This is a genomic window from Kitasatospora sp. Ki12 (assembly GCF_054601375.1).
Window position 1 is genome coordinate 2,049,179 of sequence record NZ_BAAIHT010000003.1, and the last position, 18,310, is coordinate 2,067,488.

Genomic DNA, 18,310 nt, shown 5'->3' on the forward strand with positions numbered 1-18,310 from the left:
CGGCGAAGGCCGCGCCCCGGGCAGGGGGCGCGGCCTTCGCCGTCGGTGCGGCCGTGGGTCAGGCGCCCGGGCGGGCTCCGGCGGCGAGCTTGTTGATCATGCCGGCGTCGACCCGCAGCTGGGTGCCGGTGACGAACCGGGACTCCTCCGAGGCCAGGTAGACGATGGCGTGCGAGACGTCGGCGGGCTCCAGGAAGGCCACCGGGAGGCCGTGGACGGCGTGCAGCGCGCCCGCCACGTCGTCCGCGGTGGGGTTCTCCAGGTCCGGGCGGAAGGTCTTGTACATGGTGGTGTTCTGCATCAGCTCGGTGGCGACGGTGGTGGGGTGCACCACGTTGACGCGCTGGTTGTGCGGGGCGAGCTGCACGCCCAGCCAGTCGGCGTACTCGGTGAGCATGGACTTGGTGAAGTTGTAGCCGGCGTTGCCCGGGCCGCCGATGCCCATGCCGTCGAAGCGCGGCATGAGGGCGACCACCGAGCCGATGACGATGATCGAGGCGCCCTCGCCGAGGTGCGGCAGCGCGGCGTGCACGGTGTTGATCGCGCCGACCAGGTTGATGTCGACGGTGTCGGTGAAGGCGGTGACCGGCAGGTCGTTGCCGACCGGGTTGATGCCGGCGTTGGGGATGACGACGTCGAGCCGGCCGAGCTCCTCGACGGCCTCGGCGATGGCCGCGGCGAGCGCGGCGCGGTCGCGCACGTCGGCCTGCTTGGCGACGGCGCGGCGGCCGGTCTTGCGCACCAGCTCGACGGTCTCGTCCAGGTCGGAGACGGTGGAGCCGGCGTAGTGGGCCGCCGAGGGGTCCTTGCAGACGTCGACGGCGATGATGTCGGCGCCCTCCTCGGCCAGGCGCAGCGCGTGGCTGCGGCCGAGTCCGCGAGCGGCGCCGGTGATAAGTACGACCTTGTCCTGCACGCGACCCATCTGGTCCTCCATCGTTGAGCGGTCGGGTTGGGGGCTGCCGCGCCGACGGGCGGCCGCGTGCGGGACGCGGCCGGCCGGTGGCGGGAGCGGTGGTGGTCCGCCCCCTTGTCCTACCGCCTGGCGGGAGGAAAGCTGACCCCTAACCGTGCTCGGTGAGCACTGTTAGGGGTCCTGAAGAGCCTGCCGGGGTACGGCTGTTGGCGGGGCCGGCCCGGCGGGCCGACAGGTCTCAGCGGTGCAGCCAGCCCTGGCGCCGGGCCACGTCGACCAGCCGGTGGCAGAGCGAGGACGCCTGCTGCGGTGTCAGGGCGGCGTCCTCGGTGCTGATGACGGCGGCGACCTCCCGCCGGTACTGCGCCTCGGCGAGCGGGGTCGCCCGTCCGACGGGGCGCCGCGGGGAGGAGAGCCGGGCCGTGGCCTCGGCCTCGCCGATGACCTGGACCGCGTACGCCTTGAGTCCGCGGTCGCTCGAGAAGATCTCGAACGACACCCTGACCCCGGGACGCAGTTCCCGGTCGGCCGTGACGAGGTCGTTGGCGTGGACGAAGACGTCGGCTCCGCCCTCCATCGGCGTGATGAAGCCGTATCCACGGGCTTCGTCGAAGCGGATGACCCTTCCTACGGTCATGGCTCGTCGCTCCTCTCTCGCGGTTGTGCCGTACGGGGTGGGATGGGCCGGATCAGGCCTCGGGGTCCTCGGGGAACTCGTCGGGGACGCCGCGGAGGGTGTAGATCGAGATCACGGCGAGCACCATCAGCAGGCAGGCGGTGATCAGGGTGGCCTTGTTGAGGCCGTGGGCGAAGGCGGTCTTCGCGGCCTCGATCACCTTGCCGCCGACGTCGGCGGGCAGCTGGCCGGCGGCCTGCATGGCACCGCCGAGCGAGTCCTTGACGGCGTCCGTCGCGGCGCCGGCGGGCACGCCCTTCGGGACGGTGATGTCGCGGTGGAAGACGGCGTTGAGGATGGTGCCCAGGACGGCGGTGCCGAGCGCGCCGCCGAGTTCGGCGCAGGTGGTGGCGATCGCGGAGGCGGCGCCCGAGCGCTCCTTGGGGGCGCTGTTGATGATGATGTCGGCGGTCACGGTGAAGGTGGAGGTCGCGCCGATGGCCTGGATCAGGAGCGGGATCAGCACGGAGACGTAGCCGGAGTCGGCGTCCACCCAGCCGTACATGAACATCGAGACGCCGATCAGGAAGATCCCGGTGCCGATGATCTTGGCGCGGCCCAGCTTGGGGATGAGCATCGCGACGACCGGCCCGAAGAAGATCGCCAGGACGATCGGCGGCAGCATCGACATGCCGGTGCGCAGCGGGGACCACTGGTGGCCGAGCTGGAAGTACTGGCTGAGCAGCAGGGTCACGCCGATGAAGGCGAACAGGCCGCCGGTGTTGGCGGTGACGGCGCCGGCGAAGTAGCGGTTGGTGAACAGCCGCACGTCGATGAGCGGCTCCTCCAGCCGGGTCTGGCGCCAGACGAAGAGGATCAGGGAGAGCACGCCGATCGCGATGGCGGCGATGATGCGCGGCTGGCCGATGCCGTCCCGGACGGACTCCTGGATGGCGTAGACGATGCCGATGATGCCGATGGCCGAGAGCGGGACGCTGACGACGTCGAGCCGGCTGGCGTTGGGGTTGCGGGACTCGGGCACCACGAAGAGGGCGACCAGGACGACCGCGGCCATCACGAAGGGGTTGATCAGGAAGACCGAGCCCCACCACCAGTGGGTGAGCATCGGGCCGGCCAGGATCGGGCCGAGCGCGAGGCCACCGCTGATCAGGCCGGACCAGATGCCGATGGCGGTGGTCCGCTCCTTCGGGTTGGTGAAGATGTTGCGGATGATCGACAGCGTGGTCGGGTAGACCGTGGCGCCGGCGATGCCCTGGATCGCGCGGGCGGCGATGAGCATGCCCGCGCTGTCCGCGTAGGCGGCCATCAGCGAGGCCGCGCCGAAGGCGACGCAGCCGAAGAGCAGGAGCTTCTTGCGGCCGATCCGGTCCCCGAGGCTGCCCATGGTGATGAGCAGGCCGGCGAGGGCGAAGCCGTAGATGTCCGCGATCCAGAGGATCTGCGAGGCGGAGGTGTCCAGGTCGTCGATCAGGTTGGGGATCGCGAGCTGCAGGACGGTGGTGTCGAGGCTGAGGACCAGTGCGGCCATGCAGATGACGACCAGGGCGATCCATCGGCGGGCGGCCCCGACGGCGGGCGGCGCCGAGGCGGCGGGTGCGTGGAGATCAGCGGCCATGGAAGGACGCTCCTTCGGTGACGGATGTGGTGGCACGGCAGCGGGACAGGCTGCGGGACAGGCTTTGCTGATGGGCCAAACTGTATAGCCCTCATACCTGACTGCTTAACTTGTATACTGGTCCCACGTCCGGTGTCAACCGGCCTGCGAACAGGGCCAGTCGGGGTCAACACGAGGCCACCAGCGCATACGTCTCGACATGGCACGACGAGGATGAAGAACCGCAGTCAGATGCCCGGGAGAACACAGATGTCATCGAAGGAAGCCAGCGTCTTCGGCGATCGGGAGCGGAGCGTCAAGCTCCTCTGGCGGCCGCGCCAGAAACCCACCCGGGGGCCGAGACCAGGTCTGTCGGTCGAGATGATCGTGGAACGGGCGATCGCCATCGCCGACGAGGAGGGCTTCCCCGCCTTCTCGATGCAGCGGGTGGCCGGCGACTTCGGCTTCACCACCATGTCGCTCTACCGGTACGTGCCCGGCAAGGCCGAACTGGTCGACCTGATGATCGACACCGCGCTCGGCCCGCCGCCGACCTTCGACCCCGGGCTGACCGGCTGGCGCCCCCGGCTGGAGTTCTGGGCGCGCGCCATGCGGCACGTCTACGACCAGCACCCGTGGGTCTCCCGCGCGGTCACCGACGACCGTCTGATGGGTCCCAACGAGCTCGGCTGGGTCGAGATGGCCATGCAGGCACTCGCCGACAGCGGACTCACCGGCAGCGAGAAGACCGACGCCATCCGGGTGGTCTCCAGCCACGTCCGCAGCTGGGCGCAGTACTCGGTCGACATGGGCAGCGCCAAGCACGCCATGACCGGCGAGCAGTGGGGCATGGCCATCGCGACCCTGATCAACGACCACCAGGACCGCTACCCGGCGCTCCAGGAGGCGCTCGTCTCCGGCGCCTTCGGGCCGGCCGAGGGCTCCGGCCCGGAGTTCGGGCTGCGCTGCGTACTGGACGGCATCAGCGTCCGGGTCGCCGAGCGCGAGGCCAAGCGTTCGGCCTGACCGGGGCACCCGCCCCGGAAACGGCGGCGGGGTGACGGCCGTACGCCGTCACCCCGCCGCCGTTCCGTCCGCTCAGCTCCCGGCGGCCCGCTCGGCCAGCAGCCCCCGGTCCACCTTCCGGTTGGCGTTGAGCGGGAACTCCGCCAGGTGCTCCAGCCGTCGCGGCACCATGCCCGCGGGCAGCCGCTCACGCAGCAGCCTGGCCAGCACCACCGGCGCGGTCCGTTCACCGGTGTAGTACACGGCCAGCTCGGTCGTGCCCCCGGCGGTCACCGGCACCGTGACCGCGTCCGTCACCCCGGGGAGCTCGCGCACCGCCTGGTCCACCTCGGAGAGCTCCACCCGCAGCCCGTGCACCTGGACCTGGGAGTCCGAGCGGCCCAGGTAGGCCAGCTCCCCGCCGGGCAGCAGCCGCACCCGGTCGCCGGTGCGGTACCAGGTGCGGCCGGCCATCTCGACGAACCGCCCCCGGTCCTGCTCCGGGTCCAGGTAGCCCGGCGACATCTGCGCCCCGGTGACGCACAACTCGCCCTCGTCCTCGGCCGGTTCGCCGTCCGGGCCGAGCAGCACCCGGTCGTGGCCCTCGTGCACCCGGCCGATCGGCACCAGCCCGTTGACGGCCAGTTCCCGGGTGCGCGGCGAGTACCGGTGCCCGGTCACCGTGATGGTCAGCTCGGTCGGCCCGTAGAGGTTCTCCACCACTCCGCCGGTCGCCCGCTGCCACTGCTCGGCGTCCGAGCACAGCAGCGCCTCGCCCGCGAAGTAGCTCAGCCGCAGCCCGGGCAGTGCTCCCGGCCGCAGCCCGCCCATCCGGCGGACCAGGGCGATCGCGCTCGGTGTCGAGAACCAGACCGTCAGGCCGTGCTCGGCCGCGAACCCCGGCAGGTCGCCGAAGGCCTGGCCGGACACCACCTGGACGGCGGAGCCGGCCGCCCAGGCACCGAACATGTCGACCAGGGAGCAGTCGAAGTTGAGCCCCAGGGTCTGCGAGAACACGTCCTCCGGCCCAAAGGCGTAGCGGGCGTCGAAGGTGCGGAAGTACGCCGCCAGGTTGGCGTCGGTCAGCCGCACCCCCTTGGGCCGGCCGGTGGAGCCCGAGGTGAACAGGACGTACGCGCTGTCCCGGGCGGCCGCGGCCGGCTCGGCCGGCGCGCCCGCCGCCCCGTCCGACTCCGCCGGGCTGAGCACCGGCACGTCCACCCCGGTCGCCGCCAGCGCGGCCCGGCCCGGCCCGTCCGCCAGGACGGTCTCCACCCGGGCGTCCTCCAGCATCCAGCGGATCCGCGGCGGCGGGAAGGACGGGTCCATCGGCACCACGGTGGCCCCGCTGTACAGGCCGGCCAGGATGCCCGCGTACGCGGTCGTGCCCTTCTCCGCCAGCACGCCGACCACGCCCGGCGGCCGCCTCGAACGGGCGGTGAGCAGCCCCGCCCAGCGCAGCGCGATCTCGTGCAGTTCCTCGTAGCTGAGGGCGCGCCCGCCGAAGCGGACCGCCGGGCGCCGCGGGGCGAGGGCCAGCCCACGGAGGAACCGCTGGTGCAGCAAGGGGGATTCAGTCATCTTCACTCCCGGGATAAGGGGCGGTAAGGGTGGTTGGCGCTCGCCCGTCCGGCCTACCGTCACGGCGGTATTCGTGCTCGTTCGCACTCGGGAGAGGATCGGACCATCGTGTGGGACCAGCAGTTCGAGGAGATCGTGCGCAAGCGGCTGCCGTACCTGACGGCCGCGGACGCCTTCACCGCCGACCTCAGCCTGCGTGACTACGGGCTGGACTCCATGGGTGTCGTGGAGCTGCTCAAGGCCCTGGAGACGGCCTACCGGATCGAACTCGCCGACGACGCCATGGACCTGGCGAACTTCGAGACGCCGGCGGTGCTCTGGAGCACCCTCGCCCGTCAGCTGCCCTGAGGCACGGCCGGCCGGGTCACGGTGCTCCGGCGCCGCGGGCGCAGCGCCAGCTGCGGGGTGAGCGGGACCACCTCGAAGGTGTCGGTGACCACCGGGACCCGGCCCCAGAGCGCGTCCGGGCCCGAGACCACGGCCGTGCCGACCCCGTGCTCGCGCATGGTCCGGACGGCCTGCGGCCAGCGGACCGGGCGGGTGATCGCGTCGAGCAGCAGTTCGCGGACGCCGTCGGCGGTGGTCACCAGGGAGCCGTCGTGGTCGTCGACCAGCGGCAACCGCGGGTCGGCCAGGGTGAGTCCGGCGAAGACCTCGGCCGCGACGGCCTCCCGCAGCGGGGCGAACGCGGCCGAGTGCATCGGCGGGCGCATCGTGTACAGCGGCAGGCCGCCGAGGGCGCGGGCCCGCCGCAGCAGCTGCTCCAGCCGGTCCTCGGTGACCGACACCAGGTGGAAGTCCTCGTCCACGTAGCAGGCGATCTCGTACCAGGCGCGGGCCTCGAACAGCTCGGCCAGGACCTCGGCGAGCCGGTCGGCGGACAGCCGGGCGATCGACTGGGTGACCACGTCACGGTGCTCGCGGGCGAAGTACTCCTCGGTGTGCCGGCCGAGCGCGACGGTCAGCCGGACGGCATCGGGGAACGCCAGCGCCCCGGCGTACACCGCCGCCGGGGTCCCGCCGAAGCTCGGCCCGACGCAGAGCTCCGGCCGCAGGCCCCTCGCCTCGTGGGCCCACTCCGCCAGCGCCAGGCAGTTCACCAGGAAGGCCACCCGGGAGGCCTCGTCGAAGTCCTCCCCGGTCTCCTGGAAGCGCTCCAGCAGCGAGTAGCCGAGGACCTCGTCGGCGACGGCGACCAGGCGCCGCGCGGCCGGGTTCACGACCATGAACCTGGCCACCTCGGGAAACCGCGACGGCGCGATCCCCGGAAATATCAGCCCCTGCTTTTCCCGGATGGCGCCGGCCGCCGCATTCTCGGACAACGCATTGTCGGACACCACCGAAGCCTCATTTCTGCCGTTTTCCCCGCACCGCGCGTTTATCCGCGCGCCGCGCGTCGATCGGCGTCATTCTGTTCGGCGGCCCGGCCGGCACTGTACCCCTAGCACCCCCTAAGCCTCCCGGGCGCACCGCACCGCCGGCCCGCGGACCGTCGACGGAAGTGTGCCGGAATGCCAAGCTGAACCCGCCGATCACTGATCGAGTCCGAAGGTGAATACGTGAATACAAACCAGCTGCCGGCCGCCCGGGTGCACGGTTCGGTGGAAAACCTGCACCGATTTCTGCTGGCCGCCGCGGAAACCGCGCCGGACCGCGTCGCCGTGGTCGAACTCGGAACCGACGGCGCGTTCACCGACGTCAGCTACCGCGAGCTGGCCCGGCGCACCGACGCCTACACCGAGGCGCTGGCCGGGCTCGGCCTGGACGTCGGCGACCGGGTCCTGATCGAGTCCGACACCTCGTCCTGGGCGATCGCGATGCTGCTGGCCTGCGCCCGGCTCGGCCTGCCGTTCGTCCCGGTCAGCCACGAGACGCCCGAGCAGCGGCTGCGCACCATCGTCGAGGCAGCCGAGCCGGCGCTGCTGGTCCAGGCCGCGGGCAACGCGCCGCGCGAGCTGCCCGGGTCGGTCGGCACCGGGTGGTTCGGCCCGGACGGGCTCTCCGTGGAGCGCCGGCCGGCCGCCCGCGCCCGGCACCGGCACGAGGTCACCGAGACCGACCCCGCCTACCTGGTCTTCACCTCCGGCACCACCGGGCGCCCCAAGGGCGTGGTGATGAGCCACCGCGCGGTGGTCACCTTCTTCCGCGGCATCCTCCAGTACGGCGTCATCGGCGCCGAGGACCGGGTCGCCACCACCTCCTCGCTCCAGTTCGACTTCGCCCTCTTCGACATCGGCTTCACCCTGGGCGCCGGCGCGACCCTGGTCGTCGTCGACCGCGACCGGCTGCGCTGGCCCCGGCGGTTCGTCAACCTCCTGCGCGACACCGGGGTCACCCACGTGGACGGCGTGCCGTCGATCTGGCGTCCGATCCTGCAGAACGAACCCGGGGCGCTGGCCGGCCTGGACCGGCTGCGCGGCATCCTGTTCACCGGCGAGGACTTCCCGCTGCCCGAGCTGCGCCGGCTCCAGGAGCTGCTGCCGCACGTGCGCTTCGTCAACGGCTACGGCGCCACCGAGTCGATGGCCTGCTCGGCGGGGCTGCTCGGCAACCCGCTGCCGGAGGGGCTGGAGCGGCTGCCGATCGGCACCGGCCACCCGGGCGCCGAACTGCTGCTGTTCGACCCCGAGGGGCGTCCGGTCGAGTCCACCGGCGTGGTCGGCGAGATCCACCTGCGCAGCCCCGCCCTGTTCACCGGCTACTGGGACGACCCGGAGGCCACCCACAAGGTCCTGGTGCCCGACCCGCTGAACCCGCGCTCGGGCCAACTGGTGTTCCGCACCGGCGACCTCGCCTACCGCGGCGAGGACGGCCAGCTGTACTTCTGCGGACGTGCCGACTCGCAGGTCCAGATCCGCGGCCACCGGGTCGAACTCGGCGAGGTCGAACGCCGGCTGCGCGAATTCCCGGGCGTTTCCTCGGCGGTCGCCCTGGTCGCCCCCCGACCCGGCGCGGACCCGGCCCTGCACGCGTTCGTGGTCGCCGACGATTTCGACGCGATCGGAATCCGGAAGTTCTGTCTGGAATCCCTTCCGCATTACATGGCGCCGCAGCTGGTCCACGCCGTGGACGACATCCCGGTGACCGTCAACGGAAAGGTCGACCGGGCCGCGCTGCTCGCCGTCGCGGCCGCCTCCGAGCAGGCGAACAGGGGGATCTAGGGGTTCAGCCCGAACTCCCCCGAATTTACGCTGGCCGGGCCCGGCGTCCGATTTCCGGCGCTTTCCCGGCCTGTCGCCCCGCGCCCGGCGCCGCCGTCCCGGCGCCGGCGGCGACGGCCCCCTTTCCCGGCCCACACCCTGGAGTGCAGATGAGCGAGCCCGGCGATCTCCCCGCACGGCTGGCGGCCGCGACCGCGACTGAACAGCAGGAGATCCTGCGCGACCTCGTCCGCTCCGGCCTGCTGGCCGCCCTGCGCCGCACCAGGCCGGACGCCGACCCCGACCCGGACCTCGACCGGCCGTTCCTGGCCCTCGGCCTGGAGTCGCTCGGCCTGGTCGACCTGCACGCCCGGCTGACCGCGGCGACCGGGCTCGCACTTCCGGTGACCATCGGGTTCGACCACCCCACCGTGGCCGCGCTCGCCGACCACCTGCGCGCCCTGCTGCTCGGCGAGGACGCGGCGCCCGCCGCCGAGCCGCTGCCGGCGCGCCCGGCCGGCGCCGAGGACGAGCCGATCGCCATCGTCGGCATGGGCTGCCGCTTCCCCGGCGGCGTCTCCTCCCCCGAAGAGCTGTGGCGGCTGCTCGACGACGGCACCCACGTCATCACCGGCTTCCCCGCCGACCGCGGCTGGGACCTGGCGACGCTCTACGACCCGGACCCCGACGCGCCCGGCGCCAGCTATGTCCGGCACGGCGGATTCCTGCACGACGCCGGGGAGTTCGACGCCGACTTCTTCGGCATCAGCCCGCGCGAGGCCGTCGCGATGGACCCGCAGCAGCGCCTGGTGCTGGAGACCGCCTGGGAGGCCCTGGAACGCTCCGGCACCGACCCGGCCACCCTGCGCGGCAGCCGCTCCGGTGTCTTCCTCGGCGTCGAGCCGCACGAGTACGGGCCCCGGGTGCACGAGGCCCCCGAGTGGGTCGAGAGCTACCTGATGTCCGGCACGATGCTGAGCGTCGTCTCCGGGCGGGTCGCCTACACCCTCGGACTCGAGGGCCCGACGCTCACCGTCGACACCGCCTGCTCCGGCTCGCTGGTCGCGCTGCACCTGGCCGTCCAGTCGCTGCGCCGCGGCGAGTGCTCGCTCGCGCTGGCCGGCGGCATCACGGTGATCTCCAGCCCCGGCACCTTCATCGCGTTCAGCCGCCAGCGCGGCCTGGCCGAGGACGGACGCTGCAAGGCCTTCGCGGCGGCCGCCGACGGCACCGGCTTCGCCGAGGGCGCCGGCGTGCTGGTGCTGCGCCGGCTCTCCGACGCGCTCGCCGACGGACAGCAGGTGCTCGCCGTCGTCCGCGGCTCCGCGATCAACCAGGACGGCGCGAGCAACGGGCTCACCGCCCCCAACGGCCTCGCCCAGCAGCGGGTGATCCGCGACGCGCTGGCCGACGCCGGGCTGACCGCCGACGAGGTCGACGCGGTCGAGGCGCACGGCACCGGCACCCGCCTCGGCGACCCGATCGAGGCCCGGGCGGTGATCTCCGCGTACGGGCGGGAGCGCCGCCGGTCGCTCTGGCTCGGCTCGGTGAAGTCCAACCTGGGCCACACCGGGGCCGCGGCCGGCGTCGCCGGGGTGATCAAGATGGTCGAGGCGTTGCGCCACGGCGTCCTGCCCAGGACCCTGCACGTGGACGAGCCGACCCCGCACGTCGACTGGACGGCCGGGGACGTCCGGCTGCTCACCGAACCGGTCGCCTGGCCCGCCGCCGACGGCACCACCCGGCGGGCGGGCGTCTCCTCCTTCGGCGCCAGCGGCACCAACGCCCACGTGATCATCGAGGACGCGCCCGCCCCGGCCGCCGAGCCGCGGCCCCGGACCGCCGCACCCGGTGTCCTGGCCCTGCCGCTCTCCGCCCGCACCGAGGCCGCGCTGCGCGACCAGGCCGCCCGGCTGCACGCGCTGCTCGACACCGAGCCCGCCCCGGCCCTGGCCGACGTCGCCTACTCGGCCGCCACCACCCGCACCGCCTTCCCGTACCGGGCTGCCGTCCTGGGCACCGACCGCGCCGAGGTACTGCCCGCCCTCGCCGCGCTCGCCGCGGGCGAGCCCGCCACCGCCCTCCGGCTCGGCCGCGCCGGCGGCAAGCTCGCCTACCTGTTCACCGGCCAGGGCAGCCAGCGCCTCGGCATGGGCCGCGAACTGTACGAGCGGTTCCCGGTCTTCGCGCAGGCCCTCGAGGACGCCGCCGACCACCTCGACCTCCAGCTCGAACTCCCGCTGCTCGACGTGCTGTTCGGCACCGAACCGGCCCTGCTGGACGGCACCGGGTACGCCCAGCCCGCGCTCTTCGCCGTCGAGGTCGCGCTGTTCCGGCTGCTGGAGTCCTGGGGGCTGCGGCCCGACCTGCTCTCCGGGCACTCGGTCGGCGAGTTCGCCGCCGCGCACGCCGCCGGGGTGCTCACCCTCCAGGACGCCGCCCTGCTGGTCGCCGCCCGCGGCCGGCTGATGCGGGAACTGCCCGCCGGCGGGGCCATGGCCGCGCTGCCGGTGTCCGCCGAGGACGTGCTGCCGCTGCTCGCCGAGCACGCCGACGCCGTCGGCCTCGCCGCCGTCAACGGGCCGGCCTCGGTCGTGGTCTCCGGGACCACCGAGGCCGTCGCGGCGATCACCGCGCGGTTCCCGCGCAGCCGCACCCTGCGCACCTCGCACGCCTTCCACTCCCCGCTGATGCGGCCGATGCTGGCCGAGTTCCGGCAGATCGCCCGCGCGATGGCCTACGCGCCGCCGAGCATCCCGCTGATCTCCACGGTCACCGGCCGGCCGGTCGCCCCCGACGCCGAGCACTGGGTCCGCCAGGTCTGCGAGCCCGTTCGCTTCCAGGCCGCGCTGGAGCGGCTGGCGGCCGCCGGAGCCACCACCTTCCTCGAACTCGGCCCCGACCCGGTGCTCTGCGGCCTGGGCGGCGCCGTCCTGCCCGACGCCGCCTTCGCCCCGACCCTGCGCGCCGAGCGCGGCGAGGAGCAGGAGCTGACCGCCGCCTTCGCGCTGGCCCAGGTCCGGGGTGCCCGCCCGGACTGGGAGGCGTTCTTCGCCGGCCGCGGCGCCCGCCGCACCGGCCTGCCGACCTACGCCTTCCAGCGCGAGCACTACTGGCTCGACCCCGCCGCCGGACGCGACAGCGGCCACCCGCTGCTGGACGGCACCGTCCGGCTGGCCGACGGCGGCGCCGTGCTGACCGGCCGGCTCCCGGCCGAGCGAGAGGCGGCCGACGCGGAGACCGTCCCCGGCGCCTCCTTCCTCGAACTCGCCCTGCACGCGGGGCGGTCCACCGGCGCACCCGTGGTGCACGCGCTCTCCGTCGAACCGCTCCCGCTGGCCGTCGGCACCGCAGCCGAGTACCAGCTCGTGGTCGGCACGGCCGACCTGGCCGGCCGGCGCACCGTCGAACTGCACGGCCGGGCCGTCGGCGGCGACTGGGCCCGCCAGGGCTCCGGCCTGCTGGCGCCCGAGCCGGACGGCACCGAACCGGGCAGCACCGACCCGGACGGCCTCGCAGCCGCGGCGGACGAAGCCTGGCCGCCCGTCGGCGCCGAGGCCACCGAGTGGACCGACACCGGCGGTACCGCCGTCAGCGCCGTCTGGCGACGCGGGGACGAGCTGTTCGGCGAACTCGACCTGCCCGAGGCCGTCGCCGAGGACCCGGACACCGAGCGCCACGGTCTCCACCCGACCCTGCTCGCCGCCCTCGCCCGCGCCACCGCACTGCTCCTGGACACCCCGCAGGACCACCTCCGGCACGCCGTCGGCTGGGCCGACGTCACCCTGCACGCGGCCGGCGCCACCGCCGTCCGCGCCCACCTCGCGCCCACCGGCGCCCCCGACTCCGTCCGGGTCACCCTCACCGACCCCCGCGGTGAGCAGGTCGCAACCATCGCGGCCCTGGTGACCCGGGCGGTGCCGACCGGCCTCCCGGCCGGGTCGGCCGGCAGCCCGGCGTCCACGCCCACGCACGCCCCCGCGCGTCGCGCTGGACGCCGGGCCACCGTCAAGGCGACCCCGCTCGCCAAGCGGCTCGCCGCACTGCCCGACAACGAGCACCCGCAGGCCGTCCTCGACCTCGTGCTCGACCAGATCGCCGCCGTCCTCGGCCACCGCGGCCCCGGCGCGGTGGACCCGCGCCGGGCCTTCAACGAGCTCGGCTTCGACTCCCTCGCCGCGATCGAGCTGCGCAACGGGCTCAACACGGTGACCGGGCTGAGCCTGCCCTCCTCGCTCGTCTTCGACTACCCGACGCCCACCGCGCTGGCCGAGCACGTCCGCGCCAAGGTCGCACCCGCCGACGCCACCGCGCCGGCCCGCGGGACCGGCGGCACCGCCCGGGTCCTCCCGGACGAGCCGATCGCCATCGTCGGCATGGCCTGCCGCTTCCCCGGCGGCATCACCGGCCCCGACGAGCTCTGGCAGCTGGTCACCGACGGCGTCGACGCGATCTCGCCGTTCCCCGCCGACCGCAACTGGGACACCGCCGCCCTGTACGACCCGGAGCCCGGAACCCCCGGCAAGAGCTACGTCCGCGAGGGCGGATTCGTCGACCGGGCCTCCGAGTTCGACCCCACCTTCTTCGGCATCAGCCCGCGCGAGGCCCAGGCCATGGACCCGCAGCAGCGCCTGCTGCTGGAGACCACCTGGGAGGCGTTCGAGCACGCGGGCATCGACCCGCACAGCGTCCGCGGCACCCGCACCGGCGTCTTCACCGGCGTCATGCCGTACTTCTGGCCGAGCCGCTCCAACGAGGTCCCCCAGGAGATCGCCGGCTACCTCGGCAACGGCAGCGCGGGCAGCATCGCCTCCGGCCGCATCTCCTACGTCCTCGGGCTGGAGGGCCCGGCCGTCTCCGTCGACACCGCCTGCTCCTCCTCGCTGGTCGCCCTGCACTGGGCGATGCAGGCGCTGCGCTCCGGCGAGTGCACCCTCGCCCTGGCCGGCGGCGTGACCGTCATGGCCGAACCGGACGCCTTCGTCGACTTCAGCCTCCAGCGCGGGCTCGCCACCAACGCCCGCTGCAAGCCCTTCGCCGACGCCGCCGACGGCACCAGCTGGGGCGAGGGCGCCGGCATGCTGATGCTCGAACGGCTCTCCGACGCACGCCGCAACGGACACCGCGTCCTCGCCGTGGTGCGCGGATCCGCCGTCAACCAGGACGGCGCCTCCAACGGCCTCACCGCACCCAACGGGCCCGCCCAGCAGCGGGTGATCCGCGCCGCGCTCGAAAGCGCCCGGCTGTCCACCGCCGACGTCGACGTGGTCGAGGCGCACGGCACCGGCACCCGCCTCGGCGACCCGATCGAGGCCCAGGCACTGCTCGCCACCTACGGGCAGGACCGCGAAGCCCCGCTCTGGCTCGGCTCGATCAAGTCCAACATCGGCCACCCGCAGGCCGCCGCCGGCGTGGCCGGGATCATCAAGATGGTCGAGGCCATGCGGCACGGCGTCCTGCCGAAGACCCTCCACGTCGACCAGCCGTCCACGCACGTCGACTGGACCGAGGGCTCGGTCGAACTCCTCACCGAGGCAAGGGAATGGCCTGAGACCGGGCGCCCGCGCCGGGCCGCCGTCTCCTCCTTCGGCGTCAGCGGCACCAACGCCCACGTCATCATCGAACAGGCTCCGGCGCAGCCGGCCGCCGGCGCGCCGACGGCGCCGGAGAAGCCGGATGCGGTGCCGCTGGCCTGGCCGCTCTCCGGGCACACCGAGGCCGCCTTGCAGGCCCAGGCGGCCCGGCTGCTCGCCCACGTCGAGGCGACGGACGCCGACCCGCGCGACATCGCCCACTCCCTCACCACCACCCGCGCCCAGCTGGACCAGCGGGCCGTCGTCATCGGCACCGGACGCGACGAACTCCTCGACGCGCTCCGCGCGTTGGCCGAGAGCCAGAGCCACCCGGGGGTGATCCCCGGACGGTCCGCCGACGGGCAGCTGGCCTTCCTGTTCACCGGCCAGGGCGCGCAACACCTCGGCATGGGACGGGAGCTGTACGAGGCGTTCCCCGTCTTCGCCTCCGCGCTGGACGACGTCCTCGCACGCTTCGACGTCCCCGTGCGGGAGGTGATGTGGGGCGAGGACCCGGACGCCCTCAACCAGACCGGCACCGCCCAACTCGCCCTCTTCGCCTTCGAAACCGCCCTCTACCGACTCCTCGAATCACTCGGCGTACGCCCGGACTACCTCGCCGGACACTCCCTCGGCGAGATCACCGCCGCCCACGCCTCCGGCATCCTCACCCTCGACGACGCCTGCACCCTCGTCTCCGCCCGCGCCCGCCTCATGCAATCCCTCCCCACCGGCGGAGCCATGGCCGCCCTGCGCGCCACCGAAGACGAAGTCATCCCGCTGCTCGGCGAGGACGTGACGATCGCGGCCGTCAACTCGGCTGACAGCGTCGTCATTTCGGGCAATGAGGCAGCCGTCGAGGCCGTGCTCGCGCAGTTCTCCGACCGCAAGCACACCCGCCTGAACGTCTCCCACGCCTTCCACTCCCCCCTCATGGACCCGATCCTCGAAGACTTCCGGGCCATCGCCAAGAGCATCACCCACCACACGCCGACCATCCCGGTCATCTCCAACCTCACCGGCCAGCCCCTCACCGAGGTCTCCGCCGACTACTGGGTCAACCACCTGCGCGGCACCGTCCGCTACCACGACGCCGTCACCCACCTCGCCACCCAAGGCGTCACCACCCACCTCGAAATCGGCCCCGACGCCGCCCTCACCCCCCTCACCGACAACACCACCCCCACCACAAGGCGCAACCACCCCGAACCCCGTCAGCTGGTCACCGCCCTCGCCACCCTCCACCTCACCCCCCTCAACCCCACCGCCCACACCATCCCCCTCCCCACCTACGCCTTCCAGCGCAAGCGCTACTGGATCGACGTGACGGGCGCCTCCGACCTCGGGTCGGTCGGGCTGGAGCCGGTCGGGCACCCGGTGCTCACCGCCGCGCTGCCCTCTCCCGACCCGGACGGTGGGGTGGTGCTCACCGGCCGTCTCGCCGAGCCCGCCGGATTGGTGCCGAGCGCGGTCCTGGTCGAGCTGGCGATCCGCGCGGGCGACGAGGTCGGCTGCGGTCGCCTGGTGGAGCTGGTCACGGACACGCCACTGGTGCTGACCGGGCCGGGTGGCGTGCGGATCCAGGTGGCCGTCGGAGCGGTGGACGGCTCCGGACGGCGCAGTGTTCGGATCGACTCCCGTGACAGCGGGGGCGGCTGGACGCGGCACGCGGCCGGCACCCTGGGGACCACCACCGGCGAGCCGGGCTTCGACGCGGAGGTCTGGCCGCCGGCCGGCGCCGCCGCCGACGAGGTCCACACCGAGGTCGCGCTGGAGCCGGGCGAGTCGGCCGCCGGTTACGCCCTGCACCCGGCACTGCTGGACGCCGCCCTCCGGGCCGGCGGGCAGGTCGACGACGCCGTGGTCGCGGTCCGCTGGAGCGGGGTGGAGCTGTTCGCCGAGGGTGCCGAGCTGCTGCGGGTGCACGGCCGGCGGACCGGCGCGGACGGGGTGCTGCTGCACCTGTCGGACGGCGCCGGCCGGCCGGTGGCGGTGGTGGAGGGCGTCGCGCTGGGCCCGGTTCCGGCCGGGACGCTCGGCGCGGTGCGCAACGCCCCGTACCGGATCGAGTGGCGTCCGGTGCGGCTGGGCGCCGAGGACGGGGCCACGGCCGCCCCGGTGGAGCCGGCGGAGGTCGACCGGGCCCGCCCGGCACCGGACACGGTCGTCCTGCGGGTCTCCCCGGCCGACGGCGACCGTCTGGCCGCCGCCCACCGGACCACCGTCGAGACCCTGGCGACGATCCGGACCCACCTGGCCGACCCGTTCTTCGCGGACTCGCGCCTGCTGGTGCTCACCCGCGGCGCCACCGACGGCGGCGATCCGGCGCAGGCCCCGGTCTGGGGTCTGGTGCGCGCCGCCCAGGCGGAGAACCCGCACCGGATCACCCTGCTGGACCTCCCCGCCGGCGGCGACTGCACCGCGGAGCAGCTTCGCGCGGTGGCCGCGGCGGCCGGCCGGGAGCCCGAACTGCGCCTCCGCGAGGGCGTGTTCCTGGTGCCGAGGCTGGTCCGTGCGCTCTCCGGCAGCCGTCGCTTCGACCCGGCCGGCACGGTCCTGATCACCGGCGGCACCGGCGGCCTGGGCGCGCTGGTCGCCCGCCACCTGGTGGCCGAGCACGGGGTGCGCCACCTGGTGCTGCTGAGCCGGCGCGGTCCGGCGGCGCCCGGCGCCGAGGAGCTGGTGGCGGAGCTCGCCGCGGCCGGTGCCGAGGTGACCGTACGGTCCTGTGACGTCGGCGACCGGGCGGCGCTGGCCGCGGCCGTCGACTCCGTTCCGGCGGACCGGCCGCTGCGCGCCGTGGTCCACACGGCCGGCGTGTCCGACAGCGGACTGTTCGCGTCCTTCACGGCCGAGCAGGTCGCGGCCTCCTTCCGCCCGAAGGCGGACGCCGCGTGGCACCTGCACGAGCTGACCCGGGACCACGGACTGACGCACTTCGTCCTGTTCTCCTCGCTCGGCGGCCTGGTGCTGGCGGCCGGGCAGGCCAACTACGCGGCGACCAACGTGTTCCTGGACGGACTCGCGCTGCACCGCCGCTCGCTCGGCCTGCCCGCGACGTCGCTCGCCTTCGGCCTCTGGGCCCTCAACACCGAGATGAACGGCGAGCTGACCGACGGCCAGCTGGACGGGATGGCCCGTCTCGGCCTGCCGCCGCTGACCGCCGAACGCGGCCTGGAGCTGTTCGACGCGGGTGTGGCGGGCGAGGAGGCGCTGGTCCTGGCGACCAACCTCGACCCGGCCGCCGTCCGGGCCCGGACGGACTACCTTCCGGCGCTGCTGCGCGGCTTCGGCGGAGCCCCGGCCCGACGGGCCGCGACCAACGAGCCGGCCGTCGCCGAACTCCCGCTCGCCGAACGCCTGTCGGCCATGGCGCACGAGGAGCGCGAGCGGCTGCTGCTCGACCTGGTGCGCAAGCACGTGGCCGCCGTGCGGCACGACGACGAGCCGGACGCCATCGGGCCGCACCGGCCGTTCAGCGAGCTGGGGCTGGACTCCCTGGCCGGGATCGAGCTGCGCAACGGGCTGGCCGGGGCCACCGACGTCCGGCTGCCCGCGACGCTGATCTTCGACCACCCCACCCCGCTGGACCTGGCCCGCTTCCTGCTCGACGAGCTGGTCCCGGACAGCGCCCCGGAGGCCGAGGACGAGGAGGGCCTGGTCCGCCGGGCGCTCGCCACCGTCCCGCTCGCCCGGCTGCGCCAGGCGGGACTGCTCACCGCCCTGCTGGACCTGTCGGCCGAGGGCGGCGCGCCCGCGGCCGCCGCGACGCCGGAGCCGGCGGCCGACCCGGAGGCGGCGATCGCGAGCATGGGGCTCGACGAACTGCTCCGCGCGGCCCAGCAGAACACCACCGACTGACCG

Annotated in this window: 9 protein-coding genes; 4 read left to right on the plus strand and 5 right to left on the minus strand. The window is 74.0% G+C overall.

Translation table 11 applies throughout. The features are described 5' to 3' along the window. Window positions 1-58: 58 nt before the first annotated feature. The 3 genes from ACYP53_RS39420 to ACYP53_RS39430 all read right to left on the minus strand — a co-directional run bounded on the left by ACYP53_RS39420 (window position 59) and on the right by ACYP53_RS39430 (window position 3,168). Window positions 59-925 carry a mycofactocin-coupled SDR family oxidoreductase gene (locus tag ACYP53_RS39420; protein ID WP_189926030.1) on the minus strand — a complete coding sequence of 289 codons (867 nt, stop codon included), beginning with the start codon at window positions 923-925 and terminating at the stop codon, window positions 59-61. A 229-nt stretch (window positions 926-1,154) separates the two neighbouring features. Continuing rightward, a complete protein-coding gene (locus ACYP53_RS39425; RefSeq protein ID WP_189926028.1) occupies window positions 1,155-1,553 on the minus strand; it encodes a cold-shock protein in 399 nt (132 codons plus the stop codon). Between the two features lie 52 nt (window positions 1,554-1,605). Beyond that, window positions 1,606-3,168: an MFS transporter gene (locus ACYP53_RS39430; protein WP_189926026.1), complete on the minus strand. Its 1,563-nt coding sequence runs from the start codon at window positions 3,166-3,168 to the stop codon at window positions 1,606-1,608. Between the two features lie 249 nt (window positions 3,169-3,417). Here ACYP53_RS39430 and ACYP53_RS39435 point away from each other — a divergent pair, with 249 nt between their 5' ends. Beyond that, window positions 3,418-4,173, plus strand: a complete 756-nt coding sequence (locus ACYP53_RS39435) for a TetR/AcrR family transcriptional regulator (protein WP_189926024.1) — start codon at window positions 3,418-3,420, stop codon at window positions 4,171-4,173. Window positions 4,174-4,245: 72 nt separating this feature from the next. Here ACYP53_RS39435 and ACYP53_RS39440 read toward each other — a convergent pair whose 3' ends face one another. Beyond that, complete coding sequence (locus tag ACYP53_RS39440; protein WP_459650925.1) at window positions 4,246-5,733, minus strand: AMP-binding protein; 1,488 nt, start codon at window positions 5,731-5,733, stop codon at window positions 4,246-4,248. A gap of 108 nt (window positions 5,734-5,841) precedes the next feature. Here ACYP53_RS39440 and ACYP53_RS39445 point away from each other — a divergent pair, with 108 nt between their 5' ends. After that, on the plus strand, window positions 5,842-6,081 hold the full coding sequence (locus ACYP53_RS39445; protein WP_189926020.1) for an acyl carrier protein: 240 nt from the start codon (window positions 5,842-5,844) through the stop codon (window positions 6,079-6,081). Here ACYP53_RS39445 and ACYP53_RS39450 read toward each other — a convergent pair. Further along, window positions 6,069-6,959 (minus strand): ACP S-malonyltransferase, encoded by an 891-nt coding sequence (locus ACYP53_RS39450; RefSeq protein ID WP_229929258.1) that lies wholly within the window; start codon window positions 6,957-6,959, stop codon window positions 6,069-6,071. The genes ACYP53_RS39445 and ACYP53_RS39450 overlap by 13 nt on opposite strands. 333 nt (window positions 6,960-7,292) lie before the next feature. Between ACYP53_RS39450 and ACYP53_RS39455 the strand changes: the two genes are divergently transcribed. Both ACYP53_RS39455 and ACYP53_RS39460 read left to right on the plus strand, forming a co-directional pair. After that, window positions 7,293-8,894 (plus strand): amino acid adenylation domain-containing protein, encoded by a 1,602-nt coding sequence (locus tag ACYP53_RS39455; RefSeq protein WP_459650926.1) that lies wholly within the window; start codon window positions 7,293-7,295, stop codon window positions 8,892-8,894. A gap of 143 nt (window positions 8,895-9,037) precedes the next feature. Further along, entirely contained in the window at window positions 9,038-18,307 is a 9,270-nt protein-coding gene (locus ACYP53_RS39460) for an SDR family NAD(P)-dependent oxidoreductase (RefSeq protein ID WP_459650927.1), read from the plus strand. Window positions 18,308-18,310 lie beyond the last annotated feature (3 nt).